Origin of the sequence: Bradyrhizobium arachidis (assembly GCF_024758505.1) — a bacterium.
GTDB lineage: Bacteria > Pseudomonadota > Alphaproteobacteria > Rhizobiales > Xanthobacteraceae > Bradyrhizobium > Bradyrhizobium manausense_C.
On record NZ_CP077970.1, the window covers coordinates 2,619,349 to 2,645,315 of the forward strand.

The window sequence follows — 25,967 nt, forward strand, 5'->3', positions numbered from 1 at the left end:
GAACGGCGGCGTGCGTGATCAGGCGTGCTGCGGCGGTGCCAGCACCGGCGCTTCCATCTGATGCGGCTCGACCATCGGCATTCCGCCGGGGCCACCGTTTGCGACGAAGCTGCCGGCCATCGCCTGGCTGAGGAGGGCTGCGCCGACGATCGGGGCGATTGCGCCGCCGCCGTTGATCACGACGTTGCTGCCCGGCCCGCCGTCGAGAACGTCGGTTCCGCCGCCGCCGATCAGCACGTCGTCGCCGTTGCCGCCGCTCAACACGTCATTGCCGGTGCTGCCGATCAGGATGTCGTCGCCATCGCCGCCATTGGCCGTGAGCTGAAGACCGCTGTTGCCGAGTCCCGACGCCGTGATGACGTCGTCGCCGCCGAGCCCGTTGATGACGAGACGATCGCCGGCGCCGAAGTTGGAGATTTTTACCTCCTCCTTGAGGCCGGTCACGGTGACAACGCCGTTGTTGTTTGTGACGGTGATGACGTCGTCGCCAGCGGTCGCGTTGAGGACAACCGTATCCGGCTGGCCGTCGCCGGCACCGAGGTCGAGATCGACCTCGTTGACATTGGTGCCGGTGAGGTCATTGACGTTGATGGTGTCGGCTCCGCCGAGCGCATTGAACTGGATGCGCTCGACACCGTTCAGGTCCATGGTGATGTTGGCGACGTCCCGGGTGAAGAGTGCCCGGCTGCCATTGGCGGAGATGTTGATGGTCTCCGCGATGTTTGCACCATTGAACCTGAGCGTATCGAGGCCGGCCTGGCCTTCGACGATGTCGTTGCCGTCGCCCGGATTCCAGACGAAGGTGTCATCGCCGGCACCGAGGCGGGCAACGTCGTTGCCGCGACCGCCGAACACGGTGTCGTTGCCGGCGCTGCCGATGATGCTGTCGTCGCCGTCGCCGCCGTTGATCGTGAGGTTGGCGAGTTGCCCCGCTTTGATCAGCGACGCGTCGATGACGTCATTGCCGGCGAGCCCGTTGACGACCATCGAGTCTTCGGCGCCGACATTGGCGACCGTGACCTGTTCGGACAGGCCCTGCACCAGCACCGAATTGCCGCTGCTGACGAGATTGAGATGATCATCGCCGAGCGTGCCGTTGATAGTAACGGTATCCGCCGCCCCATCGGAGCCGGTGCCGCCGATCGTACCCGCGAGATCGACGGTCACGCGCTGGACCCCGGTGCCGGTGAGGTCGTTGAGCGTGATCTGGTCCGCGCCGCTGGTGGCGTTGACCTGAAGGCGCTCGACGGCGTTGAGGTCCATCACGATATTGCCGACGTCACGGAACAGGCGCACCCGGCTGCCATTGGCCGAGATGTCCATGCTCTCGGCGGCATTGGAGCCGTTGAACACCAGCGTGTCCGTTCCCGCGCCGCCCTCGACGGTGTCGCTGCCGTCACCGGGATTCCAGGTGAAAGTGTCATTGCCGGCGCCGAGGTCGGCAAAATCGTTGCCCATGCCGCCGTTGACGTTGTCGTTGCCGTCGCCGCCGATCAGGATGTCGGCGTCGCGGCTGCCGGTGATGGTGTCGTTACCCGTGCCGCCATCGATGGTCAGACCGATCACGCCGGCCGAAACCGTCGAGGCGTCGATCACGTCGTTGCCGCCAAGACCCTGGATCACCAGGCGATCGCCGGCCTCGACATTGGTCAGCGTGACGACCTCGGGCAGGCCGCTGACGGTCACCGTGGTCCCGGTGGCAGTCACCTGGATGTGGTTGGCACCACCAGTGCCGTTGACGGTCACGGTGTCGCTCGAACCGTCGCCCTGCGTGCCCCCGCTCGCGCCGAGGTCGATCCCGACAGTGGTCACGCCGGTGCCGGTGAGATCGTCGACCAGGATGTTGTCTGCGCCGCCGAGTGCGTTGAACTGGATCTGCTCGACCTTCGTCAGGTCCATCGTGATATTGGCGACGTCGCGCGTGAACCTCACATGACCCTGGTTCGCCGAAATCGCGATCTTCTCGCTGATGTTCGCGCCGTTGAACACCATCCTGTCGGTGCCGTCGCCGCCGTCGACGATGTCGCTGCCGTCACCGGGATTCCATATGAAGGTGTCGTCGCCGCTGCCGAGCTGCGCGGTGTCATTGCCGCGTCCGCCGGCAACGATGTCGTTGCCATTGCCGCCGATCAGAAGGTCGTTGCCATCACCGCCGGTGATCCTGTCGTTGCCGTCGCCGCCATCGAGTGTGAGCTGGATGAGGCTTGCAAGACCGTTGCTTGCGGTGATGACGTCGTCGCCGCCATTGGCGTGGACCACGAGATTTTCGGTGGTGCCGATGTCGATAGAGAACGGCGCCGGGCTGAGGCGATCGAAGCGCACGCGCGTGCCGTTCGGGGTGATCGTGAAAGTCTCGGCGCCGTTGCCGCCATTGACCTCGGCCGTGTCGGTGCCGTCGCCGCCTTCGAACAGATCGGTGCCGCCGCCGGGATTCCAGATCATCCGGTCGTTGCCGGCTTCGCCAAAGAGCTGGTCGTCGCCGGTGCCGCCATCCATGACGTCGTTGCCGGCGCCCCCGAACAGGAGATCGTTGCCGCCCTGGCCTCTGATTGTATCGTTGCCGGCCTGGCCAAACAGCATGTCCGCGCTCGAGCCGCCGATCAGCGTGTCGTTGCCCGTGCCCCCGAACAGATGTGCCGACGGCAGCGCGCCATTGGCTTCATTCAGCGCGATGGTATCGTCACCGGCCTGACCGAACACGTCGATCTCGGTGGTGTTGGCAACGGTCGGCTTGTCGCCGAGAATGGACACGGCACCGCCATTGACGAGAATATTGCCGGCTGCGTCGCGGCTGGTCACGATGGAGTTACCGATGCTGTCGCCGAACTCCGTCAGCAAGCCGGTGTTCTTGGAAAATACTGCCGTGGTCGCCATTGCATTTCATCCTTCAAACAAATCGAGCCCCGTGCCTTGATGCTAGGCGGCGGCCAATGGCGGCGTCCTCACGCTAAGCTTGAGAGAGGCGTGATTTTTCGGAAGGAAGCTGTCCAGATTTTCTGACGATGCCGTGCAGCATCACGACCGCGTCATTCGCGGTCGGGACCGGTTCGCGTCGGCGTGATGCGCGAGGTCGCGAGGGCGGAGCGCTCGCCGCCGTCGTTGCAGTCGCGCTGCGATGTGGGCCGGTTCGATCCCGCGCGATGCTTTGCGCGACCGCGATAGCTGAGCTATGGAATATTCCGGGCGAAGAGGGGTTGTGCCATGGCTGACGGTCAGCGGAAGAACTTGCGCGTTGCGATCGCGGGCCTTGGCTCGATCGGCTCGAAGATCGCGCGCGAGCTTGATCGCGGCATCGAGGGGCTGGAGCTGTCCGCGGTCGCGGTTCGCGACGCCGGCAAGCATCAAGCCTTCCTGAGCGGCCTGCGCCACCAGCCCTCCGTCCTGCCCATCGACCAGCTCGGCGAAGCCGCGGACATCGTGGTCGAGTGCGCGCCGAGCAGCCAGCTCCGTGCCATCGTCGAGCCGGCAGTGAAGCGCGGCAAGATCGCTGTCGTCGTCAGCGTCGGCGCGCTGCTCGACAACGGCGATCTGATCGACATCGCGCGGGCCAGTGGCGGCCGCATCGTCGTGCCCACGGGCGCGCTGATCGGGTTGGATGCGGTGGCGGCCGCTGCCGTCGGCACCATCCATTCGGTCAGGATGGTCACGCGCAAGCCGATCGATGGCTTGAAGGGCGCCCCCTTCATCGTGCAGAACAACATCGACATCGACGGGCTCCGCGAGCCGCTGAAACTGTTCGAGGGGACCGCGCGGGAAGCTGCCAAGGGTTTTCCCGCCAATCTGAACGTTGCGGTTGCGTTGTCGCTCGCCGGCGTCGGCCCGGACCGAACGTCCGTGCAGATCTGGGCCGACCCGACCGTGACGCGCAACGTGCACCGCATCGAGGTCGAATCGGATTCCGCGCGCTTCTCGATGTCGATCGAGAACATCCCCTCGGAGAATCCGAAGACGGGCCTGATCACCGCACTGTCCGTCATCGCGCTGCTGCGCAAGCAGCGCGCCACGCTCAGCGTGGGGACCTAAAGCATGATCCGGAAAAGTGCGCAGCGGTTTTCCGAAAAGATCATGCTCAAACAAAGAGCTAAAGCGCGATCATGATTCGACCTGAAGCCATCGCGCTTTAGACGAACGCCATAGCCGGGCCGCGCACTTGCGCAGTGCACCCCGCAATCATACGGGCCGCATTCATACGGGCGATTTTGCCACGGCATGGTCGCACTTGGCCGGCTACAATGGGCTTCATGAGTAGCGAGTACGATCCTCAAGCATTGGCCGAGGCCGCGATGAAGCTCGCCGTGGCGTCCGAAGGTCTCGAACGCCATCGACTGATCCGTTTCGCGCAGGCCTGGCACGAGATTGCGCGTGAGCGCGGCGGCCGCGGTCAGGCGCCGGTCACGCGCCAGATGACGTTGCCGACGTCGTCAGCCACCAAGAGCGAGCCGTCGGGCCCGAGCGTCACGCCAACGGGTCGTCCGTAGGACTCCTCCTCGTCGGGCGCGAGGAAGCCCGACAGGATGTCGCGCGCCGGGCCGGACGGGCGCCCGTTCTCGAACGGCACGAACACCACCTTGTAGCCGCTCAGCGTGCTGCGATTCCACGAGCCGTGCTGGCCGATCACCATACCGTCGGGGAAGCCGGGCAGGGTGCCGGCCGGCATCCAGCACAGGCCGAGCGAGGCCGTGTGGCCGCCGAGGGCATAGTCCGGCGTGATCGCCTTGGCGACCATCGCGGCATCCTGCGGCACGCGATCGTCCACGGTCTGCCCCCAATAACAATACGGCCAGCCGTAAAAGCCGCCGTCGCGGACCGAGGTAAGATAGTCCGGCGGCGTCTCGTCGCCGAGCCCGTCGCGTTCGTTGACGACGGTCCACAGCGTGCCGGTATTCGGCTCCCAAGCGAGGCCGACCGGGTTGCGCAGGCCGCCGGCGAAGATGCGGCTCGTGCCATCAGCGAGATCGAGCTCGTAGACGGCGGCGCGGCCCTGTTCGACCTCCATGCCCATCTCCGCGATGTTGCTGAGCGAGCCGACGCCGGCATAGAGCTTCTTGCCGTCCGCGCTCGGCAGCAGGCTTCGCGTCCAGTGTCCGGAGGGCTTGAACGTGACGAATTTCTTGCCCTGCGCGCCAATGCGGTCCGCGCCCGCGATGTAGGGGAAAGCCACCACGCCGTCGGTGTTTCCGACATAGAAGGTGTTTTCGATCAGCGCCATACCGAACGGCTGGCTCAGTCCTTCCATGAAGATGCCGCGGTGCTCGGCCACGCCGTCGCCGTCCTTGTCGCGCAACAGCGTGATACGGTTGGCGCTGACGCCGAGCGCTGCCGCGCGCCGCATCGTCGCCTGCATCGCATAGTGAAACATGTTGCGGACCGGGCCGGGGATCTGCGTCGCTTCGGCGATCAGCACGTCGCCGTTCGGCATGACGTTGATCCAGCGCGGATGGTCGAGCCCGGTCGCGAAGGCGTTGACCTTGAGACCGGGTGCCGCGCTCGGCTTCTGCCCCTCGCTCCAGCCGCGTGCCGTCGGCATCTTCAGCGTCGGGACCGCGCCTTGCGGCTTGGCGGCCGGAATCTCCGGCGCCTGACCCCAGGCCGCCTTTTGCGGGACGCCCTGCATGCGCCGCCACAACACGGCGCAAGCGCCGATGAGCGCGACGATACGCGCGAAAATGCTCGAGAAATTCATGGTGTTCCCCTGTTGGACGCACGCGCAGGCGTTTTGGCAGGCGTTTTGGAGAGGGCAGGGCGCCGGCGCGGATGACCGTAATCATACGATCTTACCGCGCGCAACCGAATCACCGAGATTGCATGGGCGCTCCCTTGTCAGAGCGTTTCCTCCCTGAACAATCCTTAGCCCGCCCAGGTTGGCGGGCTTCCTTTTCGCCGGCCGGCATCCGTCGGCCCGGTGCAGACGAACTCGCTCCCTGCGTAACAGACGTCGCGAGAGGAGGCCGCAGGCGGCAGCCTCCTCCTGTTCGCGATCGCCGGCCTTACGGCTTCCTGGTCCAGACCGAACCGTTGGACCAGCGGATCTGGTTCGGCGGCTGCAGCTGTGCGGTGTAGGTCTTGTCGTCCGGGAAGGAGACTTGGATCGTCGAGGCGTTGACGATCGAGCCTTGTGCGTTCGGACGGTCGTAGTCGGACATGTCGACCTTGATCGCGGACGGGCCTTCGGAGATCGCCGCGCTGCGGGCGCTTCCGTCGGTCCAGTTGCCGTTCAGATCCATCACGGTATTGATGATCTTGGTCCAGGTCGATCCGTTCGACCAGCGGATACGGTTCGGCGCGATGAGCTGACCCGCATAGGTCTTGTCGTCCGGGAACGTCACGGTGATCGACGATCCGTCCTGCACGGTGCCGTGCGCGGTTGGGCGGCCGAACGCGGACATGTTGACCGTGATCGCCTTGAAATCCACCGAGATGACGGCGCTGCGCGAAGAGCCATCGGTCCAGTTGCCGTTGAGGTTCGGCACCGTGCTGATCGTGTTCCAGTCGGCAGGGAAGCCGATCGGCCAGTTGTCGTTCCTGAAGATCTCGCAGCCGCTGCCTGCGGTCACGAGGTCGGCGAACTTCATGCCGTGCCAGACCGCACGACAGAGCGAGGCGACGCGCTCCGGCTGCTGCGAATTCCAGCCCCACTCATATTCGTCGACGTAGCTGTCGTGGCGATCGGAGTCGGAATCGACCTTGACCACCTGGCAGGGCGCATCGACCGACATGTAGTAGTGCGACGTGATGTCGGCGACCTGGAAATTGGCGGGCGTGTTGCTGACGGTGATCTCCGCACCCATCGACCAGTACTGGGTGATGGAGCTCTTCTTCCAGGCGTGGAAGGTGAGCCGTCCCTTGCCCAGTCGATATTCGACGGTCGAGCCGTCGTCGGAGGCCCAGCGTTCCGCACCGTTGACCATGCCGGTGAACTTCAGCGCGGGAGAGGCGAGAATGACGCCGCCGGGCGCTGTATCGTCCATCACCTTGTCGAGGAAGTCGCGAAGATCAAATGTCTTGTCTCCGATCACAAGCGAGCCGGTGGACGACGAGATCGCATCGAGCACGGGATCGCCGAACGTCACGCCGCTGCGCGTGTACTGTCCCTTGCGCGCCATCGTTCCGCGCACGCCGCGGCCCGAGCTGCGCCCGCCGAGTTCCTTCAGGTAGGCGGTGAACTCGTCGTAGTTGGCAAAAGAGTAACGGCCCGGCGCAAGCGAGGCGTTGTGCGTCACGAGTTCCACGCTGCCATCCTTGCGGACGGTCGCGGCCTGCTTGATCGTGAGTAAGTCCTGAGACATTGGGATTCTCCAAGCATCACACGAGCGTCATCCGCGCTCGGATGGACGGCCGATCCGTCCACGCATCGGAGAATAGGCGCACGACGCCGCCGCGTTCGTGAGGTAGCTAACACAAGGAAAGAACACTCCGAGTTGAGTTCCATTTGACGCTTGCGGAACTCGGTGCGTATCAGTCGCGATGCGCGACGTGTGCGCGTGCGGATTATTTTCCGCCGACGTGGCGCCGCTTGCGTCCCGTGATCATCGCGCGCGGCAGGTTCTCCCGCTGGAGAATGCTCATCAGGATGGTGCCGAGCACATGCACGATCACGAGCACGATGACTGCATCCGACGCGTAGGTGTGCGTATCCTCGACCCACCAAACGCCGAAGAAGGTGACGGTCACAGCCATGGCACCGGTGATCGCCGAGACGGAGAGCGCCAGCAGCAGTGCGACGAGCATCGCGGCGCCCGCGGGATTGAGCCCGAGATAGCGTCCGGTCTTGCCGTGACGCAGCTCCCACAGATAGGAGGGCATCGCGCGCAGCCGCGGCATCAGCCGCTTGAAGCGCGAATAGCGCGTGCCGAAAAAACCCCATGCGAGGCGGAAGACCAGCAGCGCGATGACGGTGTAGCCCGCGATGCGATGCATGCGGTCATAGACGGTCGGCGTGAACCAGGCGACCAGCACGAAGAAGGCGAGCGCCCAGTGCCAGGCGCGCAGCGGCCGGTCCCAGACCGGCACCGAATTTTGCGCCTCCGCACGATCCGGCGCGGCCAGATCGGTGCGGAGGGTTTTGACTGCGTCAGGCACGTCCGCGCGATTACTTCGCGATGGTGTGCTTCAGGCTGAGATCTTCGGGGCTGTAGAACAGCTCGAACAGCTTGCCTTCCTTGACGCCGTACACTTCGTAGCAGGAGCCCTCGATCTTGGTGCGGCGGACTTCGTAGCCGGCGGCCTTCGCCTTGGCTTCGGCTTGATCCACCGACTTCCAGGAAGCCTTTTCCAGCTTGGTGCAATTCTTAAAGCCGTCGGCCGATGCGGCGGATGCGCCCAACACCACCATCGACACCACGAGCAACGACTTCCCGACGAGGCCCTTCATCAAGTTCTCCCTTTGGACAATGGCCGCGCGACAGCGGCGGCTGACCTGCTAGGAGACGACGGGGTGCGGAAAGTCAACAGCACGGGCCGCGACTGCGTCTTAGAGAACTTCTAAGAAGCCGACGCCCGTGCAATTAGAAGATTTCTAACAAGACGAAAACGTCAGGACGCAGCCGAAGATAGCGCGATCCGACGCGTCGTGCGGCTTTAGGTCTCAGCGCGGCCTGCCGGATGCCTGAAAAGAGCGCCGGAGGGCGACCGGCCGGGGCTGTTTACTTGAGGCTGGCGCTGACCGAGGCGAACTTGTTGTTCAACAGGACGGTGCCGAGATTGTTGACCGTCGCGATGATCGCCAGCGCGATGCCGGCTGCAATCAGACCGTACTCGATCGCGGTGGTCCCACTTTCATCGATCAGAAAACGCTTCAATACAGACATCTGGGTAGCCCCTATCAAACGCTGTCTTTTAGCGCGGACGACCTATGAATGCGTAAAGCGGATAGATTCAATTTTCATAAAGCATGCGGTCTCCGCTTCGACCCCGGGACAGCGATGCGTGCAGAGTGAAGATGGTGCCTCCCCTCCGTCATTGCGAGCGCAGCGAAGCAATCCAGAATCCCGCCGAGGAGGCAGTCTGGATTGCTTCGCTGCGCTCGCAATGACGAGTGCGGAAATAGCTTCGATTGGGTGCTATGCGCGCGCTTCAGCGCGGCGACAGGAACGGGATGATCATCGGCACCCGACGGCAATAGGCGCCATAGGCGTCGGCGCCGAGCTCCTTCGACAAAAACACCTCCTCCATGCGCCCCTTCTGCCACATGCCGAAGGAGATCAGGATGGCGCCGAGGATCGCCGTCACCGTACCGACCGCGATGCCGGTCGCGAGCATGCCCGCGATCAGCCCGGTGTAGATCGGGTGACGCACGATGCCATAGGGACCCGTGTCGATGACGCGGTGGTCTTCCTTGTGGGTGATGGTGTTGGACCAGAATTTTCCGAGATGCAGCCGTCCCCACCAGGTGAAGGAGATACCGGCCAGCACGATCAGGGCCGTGATGTAGACACCGGTTTCGCCGAAGACCCACAGCGGCTTCTCGTTCAGCACTTCCGCCGTCCATGGCGTGAATAGAATACCGCCGATCAGGATCGGCAGGCGGTAGCGGCCGGACTCCAGCGTCATGACCTGCTTCTGGGTGCGGCCCTGCCAGAACGAGGCCCCGACCCAGCTTGCGAGCCAGGCGAGCCAGATCAGCGCCAGCAGTTTGGTCGGCCAGGTCGTGGTCCAGCCACCCCAGGCGAATGAAAGAAGCTTGCTGAAATCAAAGGACATGAGGACCGTTCTTAAGCGGATCGCGGCTGCAAGTCAGCCGGCGCGTGAACTGAGGGCGGGACGTTCGAGCCCGGCCGATGCCGGTCGGCCCCCCCGGGCGAGCAGATAGTTGATGGTGTCGCGCAGCACCGGCTCGATCGGGCGGGGCGCATAACCAAGCTCGGTTCGCGCCTTCTCGATCGAGAGGTCGCTGGCGTGGAGCGCGATGCGCACGCCCTCGCCGGTGCCGTCAGGCGCGCGGTGGGTGACGCGGTCGGCGAGATATTCGAGCATGGTCGCCGAGAGCTCGGCCATCCGGCCGGGGACCTCGATCGGGCGCTGCCGCCGGCCTGACATCGCCGACATCATGCGCAGGATCTCGCGCAGGCGCACGCATTCGCCGCCGAGGATGTAGCGTTGTCCAAGCCGTCCGCGCTCCATGGTGAGCACCAGGCCGGTGGCGACGTCGCGCACGTCGACGAGGTTGACCAGGAAGTTGATGTGCGGCTGCAGGCGCTGCTGCAGGAAGCGCCACAGCATCGCGGTCGGCGGCGTCAGATTGTGGTCGGTCGGGCCGATCGGCATGGTCGGCGTGCCGATCACGATCGGAAATCCGGCCGCCGCGGCGCGGGCCGCATGATGCTCGGCGAGTGCCTTCGATCGCGTATAGGCACCGGGCATCACATCTGCCGGCTGCAGCGCCTCTTCGGCGCGGGCATTGCCCAGGTCGGAGTAAGGAAACAGGATCGATTCCGTCGAGCAGTGCAGGAAGCGCGACACGCCGCGCGACTGCGCCGCCGCGAGCACGACCTCGGTGCCGCCGCAGTTGACGTCGTGAAAGTCCTGCTTGTTGGCGACCCACATGCCCGGCAGGCCGGCGAGGTGATAGACCTGCTCGATTCCCGCAAGCGCGCGATCGACCGCGGCGCGGTCGAGCACCGATCCCTGCACGAAGTCGATGTCCGGACTGAGCGCGGTCGGCGGGCGGACATCAAGAATGCGGACCTCGTGCCCCCTATCGTGGAGCGCCGCTACAAGATGCTGTCCGATGAAACCGCTGCCACCGGTAACGAGTACACGCGTCATGAATAAAGGTGCTGCTCCCTGAGAAGCCTATCGAGTCGAAAGGGAATTTGCCGGAACAGGCGCGAGGATCGCGGCAAGATCGCGACGAAAGCCCAAAGCAATAAACAATTTTGCCATAACAAACATGGGTCCAAGGAAAAGATGGGACGGAAATGTGAATAACGAGGCCTCGCGGCCCTCGAAAACCTTGTGACCGATCGATTGCGCGGCAAGGCCGAGCGCGATCATCACGCCGCAGATCGACCACATCATGGCGGTGCTCGTCTGATGGGCGACCGTCGTGGCGATCGAGAACAGCGCGACTGACGTCGCGAGGATGCCGAGGCCGAGCGGAATGTCGAGCAGCAGCCAGTAAATCAGCACCGGCAGCGCCAGAATCACGGCAAGGCTGACTTCGAAGCCGAACAGGGGAACATTGACCAGCGTCAGCGGCATCACGGCGCCGGTGAACAGCAGCAGGATACCCACCACGTGCATCGCGGTATTCCGCGGGTCGCGATGGTATTCGACGTAAACGGCAAGTTGGCGTTGAAAATAGCCACCCATCTCGGTCTCGCGCTGCGTTCAGGTTGGGAAGATTGAAAAGCCTATAGCATCAGGATGCCCCCCGCACAAACCTGCACAATTGTCGCGCGACACAGTGCGGCGCGGCGCGCATGGCAAGCAAAACATGCGGGAGTTCAAGGGGTTCCGCGTTTGACGCGAGCTGCGATTGATTATCGTTTTTTGGCAGGCTTCTTCGCCGGCGCGGCCGGCTTGGCTGGCGCCGCCGGCTGCTCGTCCGGGACCTTCGCCAGCGTCATGATCTGCGTCTGGCCATTGACCGCCGAGGTCGGCTTCGCCCGGTCGAGGAACTGCTCCTCGCCAAGTCCGATCGAGTGGAGCCGCTTGGCGGAGATCTTGAACGTGTTCACCAGCACGTCGCGAATCGCATCCGCCCGGCGCTGGCTCAGGATCGCATTGGCTTCGCGCGTCTTCGCGTTGGACTCGACATGGCCCACGATCACGAATGTGTAGGGCAGCAGCGAGGCGTGGACCAGCGCATCCGCGAGGCGGCCGACGGTCTGATACGACGCGGGCTGGATGATCGGCGTGTCGGCGTCGAACTGGATCGCCGCGTTGAAGGCCGGCAGCTTGGCGAGGTCGGGCGCGATCAGCGGACGGTTGACCGGGCCCGGATCGTTCTTGATCCGGGTCTTGGCCCGCTCCATCACCTGCTGCTTCGTCGCAGGCAGATCGAGCTCGCCATCCTGCTCGTAGTGATTCAGCTTGGCGACGATGTCGTCCCGGGTCGGCGGCGTCGTCTGCGCGCGGGCGGTTGCCGCGGCGAGCGTGAGCGCGACTGCGAGACCGATTCGGGACAGGCTGACCAGGGCCGCGCGCATCAGCGATATCCCGCGTCGTCAACCGCCTTCAGGCAGTTGTTGCTGATGCCCTTGGGCGTCGAGATCAGGCAGGGGATCGACTTAGAGGTCTCCTTGGTCGAGCCGCCGCAGACCTTGACGATCTCACGACTGCAGGCGTTCGCCACGGTGACGCGCGCGGCGACCCGCTTCTGGATGGCGTCGAAGGCTGCGAGGTAGTCGGTCTGGCACTGCGGCGTCAGCACGTCCCGGTTACGGGATAAGCATTCCTTCAGGCGGGTCGAATCCGGGTTCACGCCGCGGCAATTGGCGACGATTTCCGCGCCGCAGCTTTTCGCCAGCATCCCGATCGAATCGCCAAAGCTCATGGTCTCGGCCATCGCCAGCTGTGGCATGACCAATGCAAGCACGATTGATGTGACGAAGCCCCGGAGCATGGGTGCATCTGATACGGGGAAGTTCGCGGTGGTCAAGGGCTGTGGACGGGAGAATTGTCGACGGCTCGGGAGGGTGCGACGAACCGTCCTCACTCCGCGGCGTCGAGTTGGGGTGGCCACTCGATCAGGGCGACCGTGTAATTCTTGAGGTCATCGGCGAATTCTGGATCGGCCTTGAGCTCGTCCAGCGTCCGGGGAGGGGGAAGCTGGCGGCCGTCCGCAATCAGATCTTGCACGTAGAATTCGAGAGCCTCAGGCGCATTCTCCAGGGCCTCGTCAACGTCATCGCCGCCGGAAATGCAGCCGGGCAGGTCCGGAAACCACACGCCGACGGCTTCGTCCGGGCCAGCGTCTTCGATGATGGCGATATAGTGAGCCATGACAGGATTGGTGGCCTCGAAGGTTGTGCCGCTAAGTTTGATTCATTTATGAATACCCCACCGTTGGAGGTACGCAATTGGGAAAATTGACTCTGGCTGAGGGGGCCGGCTCGTTCGTGTTTCGTGATGAGGGTGCCGCCCCTCCGCCGCGTTCGATGCGGGTCTTCTCGTTTCGCCCCCGATCGAGCACTCGGCACACGCGCATCATCATGGCAATGCATGGCGTTGATCGTGCTGCTGCCGAGTTTCGCGATCTTCTCGCGCCGCAAGCCGAACGCAACGGGCAAATCGTGCTGGTACCGGAGTTCGATCCGGACCAGTTCCCGGGCGTCCACGCATACAATTTCGGCGGCGTGCGATTGCCGCCGCCCGACAACACGGTCTTGCCGCGCGATCACTGGAATTTCGGGGTCATCGACCGGCTGTTTCATGATGTTGGACATGCGATCGGGTCCAGCCGGGAGACGTTCGGCCTGTTCGGCAATTCCGCGGGTGCCCAATATGTCCTGCGCTATCTTGCGCTCAACGAGGCCGCCTCCGTTGACCTTGCCGTTGCCGCCAACTGCGGATGCTACATGCTGCCGAATCTCACCATGGAGTATCCAGATGGCATGGGAGGGATTGGTCTCAACGCAAGTCATTTGCGGAGGTATCTGGGGCGCTCCCTTGTTATCTTGCTAGGCGACGCCGACAACGACCCGGACGATCCCCACCTGCCCCGCTGGGACGAGGCGATGGCTCAAGGCCCTCATCGTCTTGCGCGGGGTCTCTGGCATTTCCAGCACGCTACGGAGCTAGCCAAAAGCCAGGGTGTGGCGCTGGGCTGGAGGCTCGAAATTGCGCCGGGCGCCGGGCATGTGGACCAATTGATCTACGATCAGGGGGCGAACATCTTGAACCGCTGACTGGACGGCATTGCTCGCAAGGCCTGGTCACGCCCTCTGCACAAAGCTGTCCACGACCTTCTTCTCGCCGGCCTTGTCGAAGGCGATGGTGAGCTTGTTGCCGTCGATCTTGACCACGCGGCCATAGCCGAATTTTTGGTGGAACACGCGGTCACCCAGCGCAAATTCCGAGGTCGTGCCGGTCGATTTGGCGACCAGTTCGCCCTCGATCGTCATCGGCCCGCGGCGGCGCGAGCCGAAGCTGCCGCCGAAGTCGGGCGAGGATGAGAACGACGAGGCCTCTTCCGCAAAGCTGCCGCGCCCGCCGCCACCACCTTGGCCGCGGTTGCGATTCGCCTGCGCCCGCTGCCAGCCCGGCGTCGTATAGCTGGAGCCGAAGGCCTCCATGTCGTCGAAGCGCGAGGCTCCGTAGCCGCCGGTGCCGCCCCAGGCCGAGCCGCCCTTGGATTCGGTGATCTCGACATTGGCCGCCGGCAGCTCGTCGAGGAAGCGCGACGGGATCGTGGTCGACCAGGTGCCATGGATGCGGCGGTTGGTCGCAAAATAGAGCTTTGCACGCCGCCGGGCGCGGGTCAGGCCGACATGGGCGAGCCGGCGCTCTTCCTCCAGCCCCGCGCGACCCTGTTCGTCCAGGGTGCGCTGGCTCGGAAACAGGCCTTCCTCCCAGCCCGGCAGGAACACGTTGTCGAATTCGAGCCCTTTTGCCGAATGCAGTGTCATCAGCGAGACGGCGTCCTCTTCGGAGCCGCCGTCGCGGTCCATCACCAGCGCGATGTGCTCGAGGAAACCTTGCAGGTTCTCGAACTCCTCCATGGAGCGAACGAGCTCTTTCAGGTTTTCGAGCCGGCCGGCGGCATCCGCCGAGCGGTCCTTCTGCCACATCTCGGTATAGCCGCTCTCGTCCAGCACGATCTGGGCGAGGTCGGTATGCGCGGTGACCTCGCGCTGGGCACGCCAGCGGTCGAATTGCGTCACGACTTCGCGCAAAGACCCGCGCGCCTTCGGCTTCAACTCGTCGGTCTCGACCACGGCGCGCGCCGCCTCGAACAGCGGGATGCGGCGCTTGCGAGCGTGGTCGTGCAGCATCTGCACGGTGGCGTCGCCCAGGCCGCGCTTGGGCACGTTGACGATGCGCTCGAAGGCGAGGTCGTCGGCCGGCGAGTTGATGACGCGCAAATAGGCCAGCGCGTCGCGGATTTCCGCCCGCTCGTAGAAGCGCGGGCCGCCGATCACGCGATAGGGCAGGCCGAGGGTGACAAAGCGGTCTTCGAACTCGCGCATCTGGTAGGACGCGCGCACCAGGATGGCGACCTCGTTGAGCTTGTCGCCCATGCGCTGGATCTGCTCGATCTCCTCACCGATCGCGCGCGCCTCTTCTTCCGAGTCCCACGCGCCGGTGACGGTGACCTTCTCGCCGTCCTCGTCTTCGGTGCGCAGCGTCTTGCCCAGCCGGCCTTCATTATGCGCGATCAGATGCGAGGCGGCGGCGAGGATGTGACCGGTCGAACGGTAGTTGCGCTCCAGGCGAATGACTTTTGCGCCGGGAAAGTCGTGCTCGAAGCGCAGGATGTTGTCGACCTCCGCACCGCGCCAGCCATAGATCGACTGGTCGTCATCGCCGACGCAGCAGATGTTTTTGGTGGGAGCGTTTGCGCCAACCGTCATTGCCGCGTGCTCCGTCATTCCGGGGCGATGCGCAGCATCGAACCCCATTGCGCTATCGCGCAATGTGGAATCTCGAGCTGTGGACTCATCTCCAGATTCCGGGTTCGGCTCTTCGAGCCGCCCCGGAATGACGGCCTTGGGTGAAGGCGCCTGCGACAACAGCCGCAGCCACAGATACTGCGCGACGTTGGTGTCCTGATATTCGTCGACCAAAATGTATTTGAAGCGCTGCTGATACTGCCGGAGAATGTCCGGATGCTCGCGGAAGATCCGGATGTTTTCCAGCAGCAGATCGCCGAAATCGGCGGCGTTCAGGATCTTCAGCCGTTCCTGGTAACTCGTATAGAGCTTGCCGCCCTTGCCGTTGGCGAACATTGCGGCTTCGCCCGAGGGCACCTGCGTTGGGCTCAGCCCGCGGTTCTTCCAGCCGTCGATCAGGCCGGCGAGCATGCGCGCGGGCCAGCGCTTGTCGTCGATATTTTCGGCCTGCAAGAGCTGCTTCAGCAGCCGGACCTGATCGTCGACGTCGAGCACGGTGAAGTTGGATTTGAGCTGCGCGAGCTCGGCATGGGTGCGCAGGATGCGGCCGCCGATGGAGTGGAAGGTGCCGAGCCACGGCATGCCTTCAACCGCCTGTCCCAGCATCTGGCCGAGGCGGTGCTTCATCTCGCGCGCGGCTTTGTTGGTGAAGGTCACCGACAGGATCTCGCCGGGGCGCGCGCGGCCCTGGCTCAAAATGTGCGCGATGCGCGTCGTCAGCACGCGCGTCTTGCCGGTGCCCGCGCCCGCCAGCACCAGCACCGGTCCGTCCAGCGACTCGACCGCCTCGCGCTGCTCGGGATTGAGGCCGGTGAGATATTTCGGGCCCACCGAGGCGCGGGCACGCGCGGCGATGCCGCCGGCCGCGGGATGGTGGTCGGGTACGCTGTGGTTGGTGATCTTGCTCGGCTCGGTCATGCGAATCATCGGCCCCACGATGGCACCGCGGGGGTGTGGAAGGGAGCCTTCATAGCAGGGATTACCGCCTATATGGGGCGGCGGGGAGGGTTTTTACAGACTTATCCGGCCGCGCAATCCCGCATCAAAGGCGAAATTTGTTCCTGCGCCGCCGGCAAATTTCCCGCACGCCCCGCTCGGAACCATCGTTTCGCAGTCGAGATTGTCTCAGCAAGCAAGGCGTGGCCTCAAGGTCGCGCCGATCGCAGACGAAATCGAGACGGAGGTGTGGCCATGCTAGGCTGGGTTGTGACGTTTCTGGTGATCGCGCTGATCGCCGGTATTTTGGGTTTTGGCGGGATCGCCGGCGCGTCCATCGAAATCGCCAAGATCATCTTCTTCATCGCGGTCGTGCTGTTCCTGGTGGCGGCCGTGGTCGGACTCGCGCGCGGCCGCACTAGAATTTAGCGCGGCTGACGGCTTATCGCTTCGAGGGCATCGCGATGTTTCGGCCGATGCCCTCGGGTCGCGGCACGGCGCCATGGGCTTTGACAACGGCTCCGATGCGCTCGCGAATGTCTGACGGGAAGGGCGCGACCTTGCGCGAGTTCATGTCGATGTGGAGCGACATGTTCTCGGAGGTGGCGGAGATCCAGCCCTCGCTGGCATGCCGCAACTCCTGGAAGGTGTGCAGCCGCTTCTCGTCGGCTTCCAGCAGCCAGACCGACACCTGCACGGGATCGCCGAGATGGATCTCGCGCAGATATCGCACATGGCATTCGGCCGTGAAGGTCGATCCGCCCCGCTCCTTCATATAGGTCGGCCCGATCCCGAGCTTGAGCCAGAGCTGGTCGATCGCCCGGTCGAACATCACGTTGTAATAGGCCATGTTGAGATGGCCGTTGTAGTCGATCCATTGCGGCTCGATCTGCATGATCGACGCGTGGAACGGCTCGGGCTTGATCGAGGAATCGGCGGCTGTCTCCGTCATCTTTCCTTCCTGCTATGCGTCCGATCCCTTGACTTGACCGGCTATATATCCTTTGCCACGGTCCTCTGTCGGGAGGAATTTTCCGTGGCTACGACAATCACCAATAATCCGCAGCGGCCGGCGCCGAAAGCCCTCGCAAGCGCGCTTGAGCAACTCACCGCACGCTTCGGCAACCGCCTCATCACCTCGCAGGCCGTGCGCGAGCAGCACGGCCACACCACGACCTGGCTCGCCAATCAGCCGCCGGACGGGGTGGTCATGGCGCAGGAGACCAAGGACATCCAGGATGTGGTGCGGATCTGCGCCAAGAACGGCGTGCCGGTGATCGCGTTCGGCACCGGAACCTCGCTCGAGGGTCAGGTCAACGCGCCGGCGGGCGGCATCTGCATCGACCTGCGCGACATGAACAAAGTGCTCGCGGTGCATGCCGAGGATCTCGACTGCGTGATCGAGCCCGGTGTCACCCGCAAGGCGCTCAACGAGCATCTGCGCGACCAGGGCCTGTTCTTCCCGATCGATCCCGGTGCCGACGCCTCACTCGGCGGCATGGCCTCGACGCGCGCCTCGGGCACCAATGCGGTGCGCTACGGCACGATCCGCGAGAGCGTGCTCGCCTTGAAGGTCGTGCGCGGCGACGGCGAGATCATCACGACCGGCACGCGCGCGAAGAAATCGTCGGCCGGCTACGACCTGACGCATCTCTTCATCGGTGCCGAGGGCACGCTCGGCATCATCTCGGAGCTCACGATCCGCCTGCGTGGCATTCCCGAGACCATCGCCGCCGGCGCCGTTTCCTTCGAAACGGTGCACGGTGCCTGCCAGGCCGTGATCCTGGCGATCCAGACCGGCATTCCCGTCGCGCGCATCGAGCTGCTCAATGCGGCCCAGGTGCGCGCCTGCAACTCCTATTCGAAGCTGACCTTGCCGGAGACGCCGCTGCTGCTGCTCGAGTTCCACGGCAGCGAGATCGAGGTGGCCGAGCAGTCCAAAGCATTCGCTGAGATCGCCAAGGATTGCGGCGGCGGCGACTTTTCGTGGACCACCAAGCCGGAAGATCGCACCAAACTGTGGCAGGCGCGGCACGACGCCTATTGGTCGGTGAAGGCGATGCGGCCCGGCGACAGCATCGGCGTGGTTGCAACCGACGTCTGCGTGCCGATCTCGCGGCTCGCCGACTGCGTCACCGAGACCGAGGAAGATCTGAAGCGGCTCAACCTGCTGTCGCCGATCGTCGGCCATGTCGGCGACGGTAATTTTCACTGCTCGCTTCTGTGCGACGTCAACGATCCCGGCGAAATGGCGCGCGGCGAGGAATTTATGCATCGCCTCGTCGAACGTGCCCAGTCGATGGACGGTACCTGCACCGGCGAGCACGGCATCGGCCAGGGCAAGCAAAAATATCTCAAGGCCGAGCTCGGCCCGGAGGCGCTCGATGCGATGCGGGCGCTGAAGAAGGCGCTTGATCCCCAGAACATCCTCAACCCCGGCAAGATCGTACCGGAGGCGTAGGTTTCGGCTGTCGCCGTCCGGTTGGCGCGGGGCGTGCGGAACTTTCGTTCCGCGCGCGGGTTCCAATTCCCGACAAATTTCCAATGCCTCAATGCTGCGGATTGCGGGAGGATCAGATGTTGCGACCGGTCATTGGAATTGTTGCGATGGCGCTGGCCTGTGTGCTTGCGGGTGGCGCGCTCGCCAAGGGCGGCCATGGGGGTGGTCATGGGGGTGGTCATGGTGGCGGCCACGGCGGTGGTCGTCATGGAGGCGGACATCACGGCGGTGGGCACCATGGCGGCGGCCACCGCGGTGGGGGCCATGGTTTCGGCCACGCGCATTTCGGTGGCGGCCATCATGGCGGGCCGCGATTCGTCGCCGGTGCACGGCGCGGTGGCCCAAACTTCGGCCAGATCCGCAACGCTGCGGTGCGCCCCGCCAACTTTCGCAACGCGTTCAACGCGCACGCCTTCCGCAACGGCCGCCTGATCAGCAATCCTGCGGCGCGCGCCCAGATCGTGGCTGCCGCCGCCCTGGTCGGCTGGCATGGCACAAGCAGCGGATGGTGGCAGCATCCCGGCGGCTCTTACGGTTGGGTCGGACCGTTGTTCTGGCCCTTCGCCTATAACGACCTCTACGACTACACGATCTGGGGCGATGGCCTCGGCTTCTGGGGCTACGGCTATCCGGACATCTATGCCGGCATTTTCGGTCCCTACGGCTATGACGGTCTCTCCACCTATCTGCCGCAGCGTCCGCAAGGGCGGCGGCAGGCGCGGGGCGTTCCGCTCGATCAGCTCTGCGGCAGCGACCGCCGCGAGATCGCCGGTCTGCCGATCGACCAGATCGCGTCCGCGGTGCAGCCGACCGAGGCGCAAGGCGCCAGCCTCGACCAACTCGGCAATGCGTCGCTGCAGGCGGCCGACATCATCCGCACATCCTGTCCAACGCAAGTCGCGGCGACGGCGCCGGGCCGGCTCGCCGCCATGCAGCAGCGTGTCGAGGCCTTGATCAATGCCGTGAATCTCGTCCAGCCGGCGCTGGAGAGATTCTACGGTTCGCTCAGCGACGAACAGAAGGCGCGCTTCAACGCGCTCGCCGAGGATCAGCGGCGGGCGGTCGCCGGCAATTCCAACGCCTCGCTCGTCCAGGGTTGTGGCGCGCAATCCGCAGTGCCGGCGTGGCCGGGCAGCGAGATCGAAGCGAGACTTCACCCCAACGACACGCAACGCGCCGCGCTCAGCGTGCTCCAGGACACGAGTGCGAAGGCCAATGATGCGCTCAAGGCGGCTTGCCAGCCCAGCGACGTGATGACGCCGCCGGCGCGCATGGCCGCTGTCCGCGCGCGGCTTGGTGTGATGCTTGATGGCGTCAAGTCGGTGCGCGCCGCCCTTGACGATTTCTATGCCACGCTCAACGACGAGCAGAAGGCGCAGTTCGAGGCGATCGGGCCGCGGCGAACGTCGTGAATGAACCATGCGGGATCGGCGCGCCACAAATAGTGGGGGCCTCGCCGATGTCGGGACTTTTCCTCTAAGCTGCGCGTTCGGTGGACAATGCCATGGTTCTTGGGGCGATGAAGTGGTTCGTGCGAGAAGAGCCGCAGGACATCTGGGATGAAGTCGTTCCGGGACCGCTCGGCGACATCGAGGCGGCCGATCGCATTCGCGGTATCTGCGAGTCCGCGGCCGGATGTGCCGATGCAGTCGGTCGCGCGGATGGCGGTGACAAGAGGTCGGACGAACGGCGCAAGCGCGAAACCGAACGCTATGAGCGCGCGGCGCGCAGCGCTATGGAAATCGCCATGAAGATCTCCGACGACCTGATGCGCGACGATGCCGTGCGCCGGATCGTCGATCTCTGCATGAAGGCGAACGACATCAAGACGGCGCAGATCCTGTTCCGCGCGATCCAGGCCACCTGGATCCGGGAAACGGTGCAGCGGGACTACCCGGCGCTCGCTGGGTAGGTGCTCAGCTAGAGCACGATCCGGAAAAGTGTGCAGCGGTTTTCCGAAAAGATCGTGCTCAAACAAGGAGCTAAAGCGCGATGACGATTCAACCTAAATTCATCGCGCTTTAGCGAGCGCGCGGACGGCCTCATCCACACTGTGAAAGACGCGATCCTTCGGCAGCACGTCGTGCAGTCCGAAGCGGTCAAATGCGTTTTGCGCGCGCACCGATTCCAGCCGCGCGACCGCAATGGTCACGCCTTGCTCGGCGCACATCTTGAAGACGTCCAGCAGCACCTGCGCGGCCGTGAAATCGATCTCGACCATACCGCTCGCTTCCAGCACCAAAAGTTTTGGTGACGCGGCCTTGAGCGCGTTGGCGACGTCGTTGCGGAAGCCGGGGGCGTTGAGGAACGACAGCGGCGCCTGGAGCCCAACCACGGCGACACCCGGGATGCGCTCGCCCGCGATGTGCGGATGCGCCGGCCACCAGATCGTGGTGCCCGGCACGCGGTCGAATTCGATGAGCTTTGCGCGCGTCGTGCTCCAGATGCCGTGCAGCAGCGACAGCACGATGCCGAGGAACGCGCCCTGCTGAATCGGCAGCACGATGATGAGGGCGGCCGTTGCCAGGATCAGCAGGAATTCGCTCGGGGATTGGCGATAGATCGTGGCGATCTGCTTGACGCGGACGATCCTGAGCGCGACGAACAGCAAAATGCCGCCGAGCGCCGCATCGGGGACGTGTTGCAGCAGCCCCGTGCCGAATGCGAGCAGCGCCAGCACGATGACAGCAGCAGCAAGCCCCGAAAGTTGCGACTGCCCGCCCGTCTCGGCGACGATGCCGGTGCGCGGCGGGCTGGCGTTGACCGGAAACGCGCCGATCAGGCCGGCCAGCACGCTGCCGGCGCCGGCGCCGAGAAAGTCGCGGTCGACGTCGGCGGGTTTATCGGGATCGGACGGGAAGGAACGCGTCGTCGCGGCCGTCTGCACCATGACGACGACGGTGATGACGAAGGCCAGCGGCACCAGGCGCACCCATTGCTCGGGTGCAAGATCGGGCAGGGTCAGTCGCGGCAGCGTGCCGGGCACGGCGCCGACAACCTTCACGCCCTTGGCTTCGAGGCCCGCGGCGATGACCGCAAGCGTCGCAGCGACCAGGCCGATCAGCGCGCCGGGAATTTTGGCGCTGATCATCTCGGAGATGACAACCACGGCCAGCACGCCAAAACCGATGCAGAGTGTGTACGGATTGGTCCGGCCGAGCTCGGTCGCGAGCACGCCGATACGATCGAGCATCGGTCCGCTCGGTGAGGCCAGCCCGAGCACACCGGGCATTTGCGACACGATGATGTGGACCGAGATGCCGGCGAGGAAGCCGACCATGACAGGCACCGACAGGAGATTGGCGATGCCGCCGAGGCGGAAGGCGCCGCTGAGCAGCAGCATCGCGCCGACCATCAGTGCAAGCGCGATCGCGAGCGACTGATATTCGGGCGATCCCGCGGCGGCGGCAGCCGCCAGTCCGCCGGCAAAGATCGGGGTGATCGTGGAGTCGGCGCCGCAGGACAGGAAGCGGTTGCTGCCGAGCATGGCGAAGCCGAGCGAGCCCGCCATGAAGGCGAAGAAGCCGATCTGTGGCGCGAAGCCGCCGAGCCGGGCGGTAGCCATCTGCTCGGGGATGGCGATCGCAGCGAGCGTCAGGCCGGCGATGAGGTCGCCGGGCAACAGGCTGAAGCGATACGCGGCCAGCGAACGGAAAAGCGGCCAGGATCGCGCGGCAGCGTCATGCGCCATCGAATGATGTCTCCTGCTTGTGACACCGACGTATCAGACCGCCTGATGTCGCGCGAGCGCATCTGCTGCTCATGCGCAAGAAAAAGCCCGCAGGGCGCGTTGCACACCTGCGGGCCATTCGTTGGTCCGGGACGGACTATCTGCGGTAATCGCCGTGTCCCATGTCTCCGCCGCGGCCGCCGCCGCCCATTCCCATGCCGAGGCCGATACCCACGCCGATGCCGATGCCTTGCATGATGGCGCCGGGCGGGGGACCGCTCTCCTGTGGCGGCGGGCGGCGATCGACCACGACCTGCTCGGTCGGCTTGCGCTTGGGCGTGTCGACCACCTTCCGCTTCGGCGGCGTGTCGTCCACGCGCTTGTTGATCGGCAGCACTTTTGGGTTGACCGGGCTCGCCGGCGTCGACGGGCTCGAGCACGGGCAGGTCGGTGCCATAGCCACATTGATCGGCGCCGCGACCGCGGCCGCGATGCTGCGGTTCTGCACGCGGAGCAGCATCCGGCGCGCGGTGATTGCGAGATCGCTATTGCCGTAGCTTGCCAAAAACGCCTCGAACGAGGCGCGGGTGTTGACCGCATTGGCTTCGCTCCAGGCCTGCATCATGCGCCGGCGCTCCAGCATCGAGCGCACGCGCGGGGCTTGGCTTGCCCGCGCGAACAGCTCGACATAGGCCTGATAGGCCGGGATGGTGTCGTCGGCGATCACGAGATCATAGGCGGCCTTGGGCTCGCGGCCACGCAGTTCCTTGCGCCAGTCATCGACGCTGCGCGTGCCGCTGGCGAGCGCGAATGACGATGCGCCGGCCGGTTGCTGGCCGCCGGAATCGCCGAAGAAGCGGAAGTCCGCCGTCAGCGACGAGCTCTCCCAGGGAATCTGCCGTCCGTCGGTCGATTGCGCGACGGCGACGCGGATGCGCTTGAACACCTCTTCGATCGGCAGATTCGGCTGCTTGGCGACGGACAGCACCGCCGTGGTGTAGGGGCTGTCGACGCCAGAGCCGTCTTCGGCCTCCGCGCCGGGCGAGGTCGAGTAGGAGATGAAGGTGCCGGGCGCGCCGGCCTTGGTGTCGACGATCGCAAGCCCGTGGCCGGCGCCGCTCAGCGCCGGGAACGGATTGTTGCGGCAGGCATCGAGCATGAAGATGCGCGACCGTGTCGGCAGCGCGCCGAGCGTGTTGAGGAGGTCGTTCAGCCGCACGCCCTGCACGGGAATGTCGGTTTCGCGCTTCGGATCGAGATCGACCGGCACGAGATAGTTCTCGCCGTCGATCTGCAAGCCGTGGCCGGCATAAAACACCAGCGCCACCGTGTCGGCACCGGCGGCGCTGACCTTGCTGGCAAAATCGGAGATCGCCTGGCGCATCTCGTTCTGCGCAAGGTTCGGTGCCGTCGTGACGTTGAAGCCGGCGCTGCCGAGCAGCTCCGTTATGCCCTCGGCGTCGTTGGCGGCGTTGGGCAATTCAGGGACCGCGCGATAGGCTGATTGTCCGATCACGAGCGCGAGGCGCGCTTCGGCATGGGCATCTGGTGTGAAGAGTTGCGTGAGAGCGAGCAGGCTGGACGCAAGGAACAAATTGCAAAGGACTGGACGGCGCATGGTGTCACCTCCATCAGCAATGCGCGTGAGGGATGACAGCTTTTCTAGGCGCCGGCGATGTTCCCGTCTGTGCGCTGGCTCACATTTAACGATGGGGCAGCACACCTGCCGGAGCTTGCGCCGTCAGAACAGCCCGCGGTCCCAGGGCGGCTCCGGCGCAAAGCGCATCGCGAGAAAGTCGATGAAGGCGCGGACCTTGGCCGGCGGCCGGCGGTCGGGCAGGTACACCGCATGCACCGCCGAGGACTGGATCTCCGGCTGGTCGAGCGGCAGCGCGACCAGCGTTCCCGCGCGCAAATCGTCGGCGATGATGAAGGTCGGCTGCCGTGCCAGGCCCTGGCCGGCCAGCGTCGCGGCGCGCAGCACGTCGCCATTGTTGGCGCGCAGATTGCCCTTCACCTGGACGCGGATTTCGCCCTCGGTGCCGAACAGCCACTCTTCCGCGCTCGCCTGCTGTGAGAGCGTGTAGCCGAGGCAATTATGCGCGGAGAGGTCGGCGACGGTGCGCGGCGTTCCGTGTGCGGCGAGATAGGCGGGCGCGGCGCAGACCACCAGCCGGTTCGGCGCCAGCCGCCGCGCCACCATGCTGGAGTCACGCAGCTTGCCGATGCGGATCGCCAGATCCCAGCCCTCCTCGGCGAGATCGACCAGCCGGTCATTGAGGCCGAGCTCGGTGGTGACCTTCGGATAGCGCGCGGCAAACTCCGCGAGCAGCGGCGAGATCTGCCGCGTGCCGAACACGACCGGCACGTTGACCCGGAGCAGCCCGCGTGGCTCGACGCGCTCGGCGGCGACCGCAGCGTCGGCCGCCTCCATGTCGGCGAGGATGCGTTCGGAGGATTCCAGATAGCTGCGGCCGGCCTCGGTGATCGACAGCTGCCGCGTGGTGCGGTGGAACAGTTTGATGCCGAGCCGCGATTCGAGCGAGGCGACATGCTTGGTCACCATGGTTTGCGACAGGCCCATCGACCGTGCGGCCCCTGACAGGCTGCCGATGGCGGCGACCTTGGCAAAAACTTCCAGGCTGGTGAGCCGGTCGAGCATGGTATTTCACTCCATGGGTGTGAAGTGTTTTTCCAAAATACCGGATTATCATTCAATAGAGAATAGATCATACGGCGCCAAACCATTGGAGACAGCCATGATCGATTCCCGTACCGCCCCGTACGCCGCGCTGGTGCTGCGCGTAGCGCTGGGCGTGCTTTTCCTCGCCCATTCCAGCCTGAAACTGTTCGTCTTCACCCCCGCCGGCACGGCAAAATTCTTCGGGAGCATCGGCCTGCCTGGCGAGCTCGCCTACCTCGTCATCGCCGTCGAGGTTTTGAGCGGCATCGCGCTGATCCTCGGCGTCTGGACCCGCTACGCGGCGCTGGCCGGCATCCCGATCCTGCTCGGGGCCATCTTCACCGTGCACGGCGCGTCCGGCTTCTTCTTCTCGAACCCGAAGGGCGGCTGGGAATTTCCTGCGTTCTGGGCGATCGCGCTGCTTGCGCAGGCGCTGCTCGGCGACGGCGCCTACGCGCTGCGTCCCTCGCGCAGTTCGGACGCACTCGGCGGACAATTGAGCGGCGCGGCTTCGCACTGATCACCGCGCCACAAGTTGGCCGACATCAACAGGCTGCGGAACTCCGCAGCCTGTCTTGCGTCTGAAGCCCCGCGTTGCAGGGCCGCAGTCAAACCATGCGATCG

The 25,967-nt window shown here is 64.8% G+C and carries 24 protein-coding genes; 7 read left to right on the forward strand and 17 right to left on the reverse strand.

The window, feature by feature from the left end:
* Nucleotides 1–18 precede the first annotated feature (18 nt).
* Nucleotides 19–2,874 (reverse strand): calcium-binding protein, encoded by a 2,856-nt coding sequence (locus KUF59_RS11580; RefSeq protein ID WP_212457308.1) that lies wholly within the window; start codon nt 2,872–2,874, stop codon nt 19–21.
* 327 nt (nt 2,875–3,201) lie between these two features.
* Between KUF59_RS11580 and KUF59_RS11585 the strand changes: the two genes are divergently transcribed.
* Nucleotides 3,202–4,023, forward strand: a complete 822-nt coding sequence (locus tag KUF59_RS11585) for an aspartate dehydrogenase (RefSeq protein ID WP_212457307.1) — start codon at nt 3,202–3,204, stop codon at nt 4,021–4,023.
* Between the two features lie 358 nt (nt 4,024–4,381).
* On the opposite strand, the gene KUF59_RS11590 is transcribed toward KUF59_RS11585, so the two are convergent.
* From KUF59_RS11590 to KUF59_RS11640, 11 genes are all read right to left on the reverse strand, one after another.
* Nucleotides 4,382–5,683 (reverse strand): PQQ-dependent sugar dehydrogenase, encoded by a 1,302-nt coding sequence (locus KUF59_RS11590; protein ID WP_212457306.1) that lies wholly within the window; start codon nt 5,681–5,683, stop codon nt 4,382–4,384.
* Nucleotides 5,684–5,987: 304 nt separating this feature from the next.
* Nucleotides 5,988–7,286 carry a hypothetical protein gene (locus tag KUF59_RS11595; RefSeq protein ID WP_212457305.1) on the reverse strand — a complete coding sequence of 433 codons (1,299 nt, stop codon included), beginning with the start codon at nt 7,284–7,286 and terminating at the stop codon, nt 5,988–5,990.
* Between the two features lie 202 nt (nt 7,287–7,488).
* On the reverse strand, nt 7,489–8,046 hold the full coding sequence (locus tag KUF59_RS11600) for a cytochrome b/b6 domain-containing protein (protein WP_249140210.1): 558 nt from the start codon (nt 8,044–8,046) through the stop codon (nt 7,489–7,491).
* Nucleotides 8,047–8,089: 43 nt separating this feature from the next.
* A complete protein-coding gene (locus tag KUF59_RS11605; protein ID WP_212457303.1) occupies nt 8,090–8,371 on the reverse strand; it encodes a PepSY domain-containing protein in 282 nt (93 codons plus the stop codon).
* Between the two features lie 271 nt (nt 8,372–8,642).
* Nucleotides 8,643–8,807, reverse strand: coding sequence for a Flp family type IVb pilin (locus KUF59_RS11610; protein WP_212457302.1), 165 nt, complete (start codon nt 8,805–8,807; stop codon nt 8,643–8,645).
* Between the two features lie 265 nt (nt 8,808–9,072).
* On the reverse strand, nt 9,073–9,699 hold the full coding sequence (locus tag KUF59_RS11615) for a methyltransferase family protein (protein ID WP_212457301.1): 627 nt from the start codon (nt 9,697–9,699) through the stop codon (nt 9,073–9,075).
* 33 nt (nt 9,700–9,732) lie between these two features.
* Nucleotides 9,733–10,764, reverse strand: a complete 1,032-nt coding sequence (locus tag KUF59_RS11620) for an NAD-dependent epimerase/dehydratase family protein (RefSeq protein ID WP_212457300.1) — start codon at nt 10,762–10,764, stop codon at nt 9,733–9,735.
* 27 nt (nt 10,765–10,791) lie between these two features.
* Nucleotides 10,792–11,310, reverse strand: a complete 519-nt coding sequence (locus KUF59_RS11625; RefSeq protein ID WP_212457299.1) for an Mpo1 family 2-hydroxy fatty acid dioxygenase — start codon at nt 11,308–11,310, stop codon at nt 10,792–10,794.
* A 170-nt stretch (nt 11,311–11,480) separates the two neighbouring features.
* Nucleotides 11,481–12,149, reverse strand: a complete 669-nt coding sequence (locus KUF59_RS11630) for an OmpA family protein (protein ID WP_212457298.1) — start codon at nt 12,147–12,149, stop codon at nt 11,481–11,483.
* Nucleotides 12,149–12,565: a hypothetical protein gene (locus KUF59_RS11635; protein WP_212457446.1), complete on the reverse strand. Its 417-nt coding sequence runs from the start codon at nt 12,563–12,565 to the stop codon at nt 12,149–12,151. Before KUF59_RS11635 ends, KUF59_RS11630 begins: the two co-directional genes overlap by 1 nt.
* A gap of 89 nt (nt 12,566–12,654) precedes the next feature.
* A complete protein-coding gene (locus KUF59_RS11640; protein WP_212457297.1) occupies nt 12,655–12,945 on the reverse strand; it encodes a type II toxin-antitoxin system HicB family antitoxin in 291 nt (96 codons plus the stop codon).
* A 77-nt stretch (nt 12,946–13,022) separates the two neighbouring features.
* On the opposite strand from KUF59_RS11640, the gene KUF59_RS11645 reads away from it, so the two are divergent.
* Nucleotides 13,023–13,850 carry a hypothetical protein gene (locus KUF59_RS11645; protein ID WP_212457296.1) on the forward strand — a complete coding sequence of 276 codons (828 nt, stop codon included), beginning with the start codon at nt 13,023–13,025 and terminating at the stop codon, nt 13,848–13,850.
* Nucleotides 13,851–13,877: 27 nt separating this feature from the next.
* Here KUF59_RS11645 and KUF59_RS11650 read toward each other — a convergent pair whose 3' ends face one another.
* The gene (locus KUF59_RS11650) at nt 13,878–16,481 is read right to left on the reverse strand and encodes an ATP-dependent helicase (protein ID WP_212457295.1); all 2,604 of its coding nucleotides are present in this window, start codon (nt 16,479–16,481) and stop codon (nt 13,878–13,880) included.
* Between the two features lie 264 nt (nt 16,482–16,745).
* Here KUF59_RS11650 and KUF59_RS11655 point away from each other — a divergent pair, with 264 nt between their 5' ends.
* Nucleotides 16,746–16,919 (forward strand): DUF1328 domain-containing protein, encoded by a 174-nt coding sequence (locus KUF59_RS11655; RefSeq protein WP_212457294.1) that lies wholly within the window; start codon nt 16,746–16,748, stop codon nt 16,917–16,919.
* 13 nt (nt 16,920–16,932) lie between these two features.
* Here the strand turns inward: KUF59_RS11655 and KUF59_RS11660 are convergent, their stop codons facing one another.
* Nucleotides 16,933–17,442, reverse strand: coding sequence for a thioesterase family protein (locus tag KUF59_RS11660; RefSeq protein ID WP_212457293.1), 510 nt, complete (start codon nt 17,440–17,442; stop codon nt 16,933–16,935).
* Between the two features lie 84 nt (nt 17,443–17,526).
* Between KUF59_RS11660 and KUF59_RS11665 the strand changes: the two genes are divergently transcribed.
* The 3 genes from KUF59_RS11665 (at nt 17,527) to KUF59_RS11675 (ending at nt 20,902) form a co-directional block, all read left to right on the forward strand.
* Nucleotides 17,527–18,951: an FAD-binding oxidoreductase gene (locus KUF59_RS11665; protein ID WP_212457292.1), complete on the forward strand. Its 1,425-nt coding sequence runs from the start codon at nt 17,527–17,529 to the stop codon at nt 18,949–18,951.
* Between the two features lie 116 nt (nt 18,952–19,067).
* Nucleotides 19,068–20,402 carry a Spy/CpxP family protein refolding chaperone gene (locus KUF59_RS11670; RefSeq protein WP_212457291.1) on the forward strand — a complete coding sequence of 445 codons (1,335 nt, stop codon included), beginning with the start codon at nt 19,068–19,070 and terminating at the stop codon, nt 20,400–20,402.
* A 107-nt stretch (nt 20,403–20,509) separates the two neighbouring features.
* Complete coding sequence (locus tag KUF59_RS11675) at nt 20,510–20,902, forward strand: hypothetical protein (RefSeq protein ID WP_212457445.1); 393 nt, start codon at nt 20,510–20,512, stop codon at nt 20,900–20,902.
* A gap of 99 nt (nt 20,903–21,001) precedes the next feature.
* Here the strand turns inward: KUF59_RS11675 and KUF59_RS11680 are convergent, their stop codons facing one another.
* The 3 genes from KUF59_RS11680 to KUF59_RS11690 all read right to left on the reverse strand — a co-directional run bounded on the left by KUF59_RS11680 (nt 21,002) and on the right by KUF59_RS11690 (nt 25,322).
* Complete coding sequence (locus tag KUF59_RS11680) at nt 21,002–22,681, reverse strand: SulP family inorganic anion transporter (protein WP_212457290.1); 1,680 nt, start codon at nt 22,679–22,681, stop codon at nt 21,002–21,004.
* Between the two features lie 136 nt (nt 22,682–22,817).
* Nucleotides 22,818–24,278: a caspase family protein gene (locus KUF59_RS11685; protein WP_212457289.1), complete on the reverse strand. Its 1,461-nt coding sequence runs from the start codon at nt 24,276–24,278 to the stop codon at nt 22,818–22,820.
* A 123-nt stretch (nt 24,279–24,401) separates the two neighbouring features.
* Nucleotides 24,402–25,322: a LysR family transcriptional regulator gene (locus tag KUF59_RS11690; RefSeq protein ID WP_212457288.1), complete on the reverse strand. Its 921-nt coding sequence runs from the start codon at nt 25,320–25,322 to the stop codon at nt 24,402–24,404.
* Nucleotides 25,323–25,419: 97 nt separating this feature from the next.
* On the opposite strand from KUF59_RS11690, the gene KUF59_RS11695 reads away from it, so the two are divergent.
* Complete coding sequence (locus KUF59_RS11695) at nt 25,420–25,863, forward strand: DoxX family protein (RefSeq protein WP_212457287.1); 444 nt, start codon at nt 25,420–25,422, stop codon at nt 25,861–25,863.
* Nucleotides 25,864–25,967: the final 104 nt, after the last annotated feature.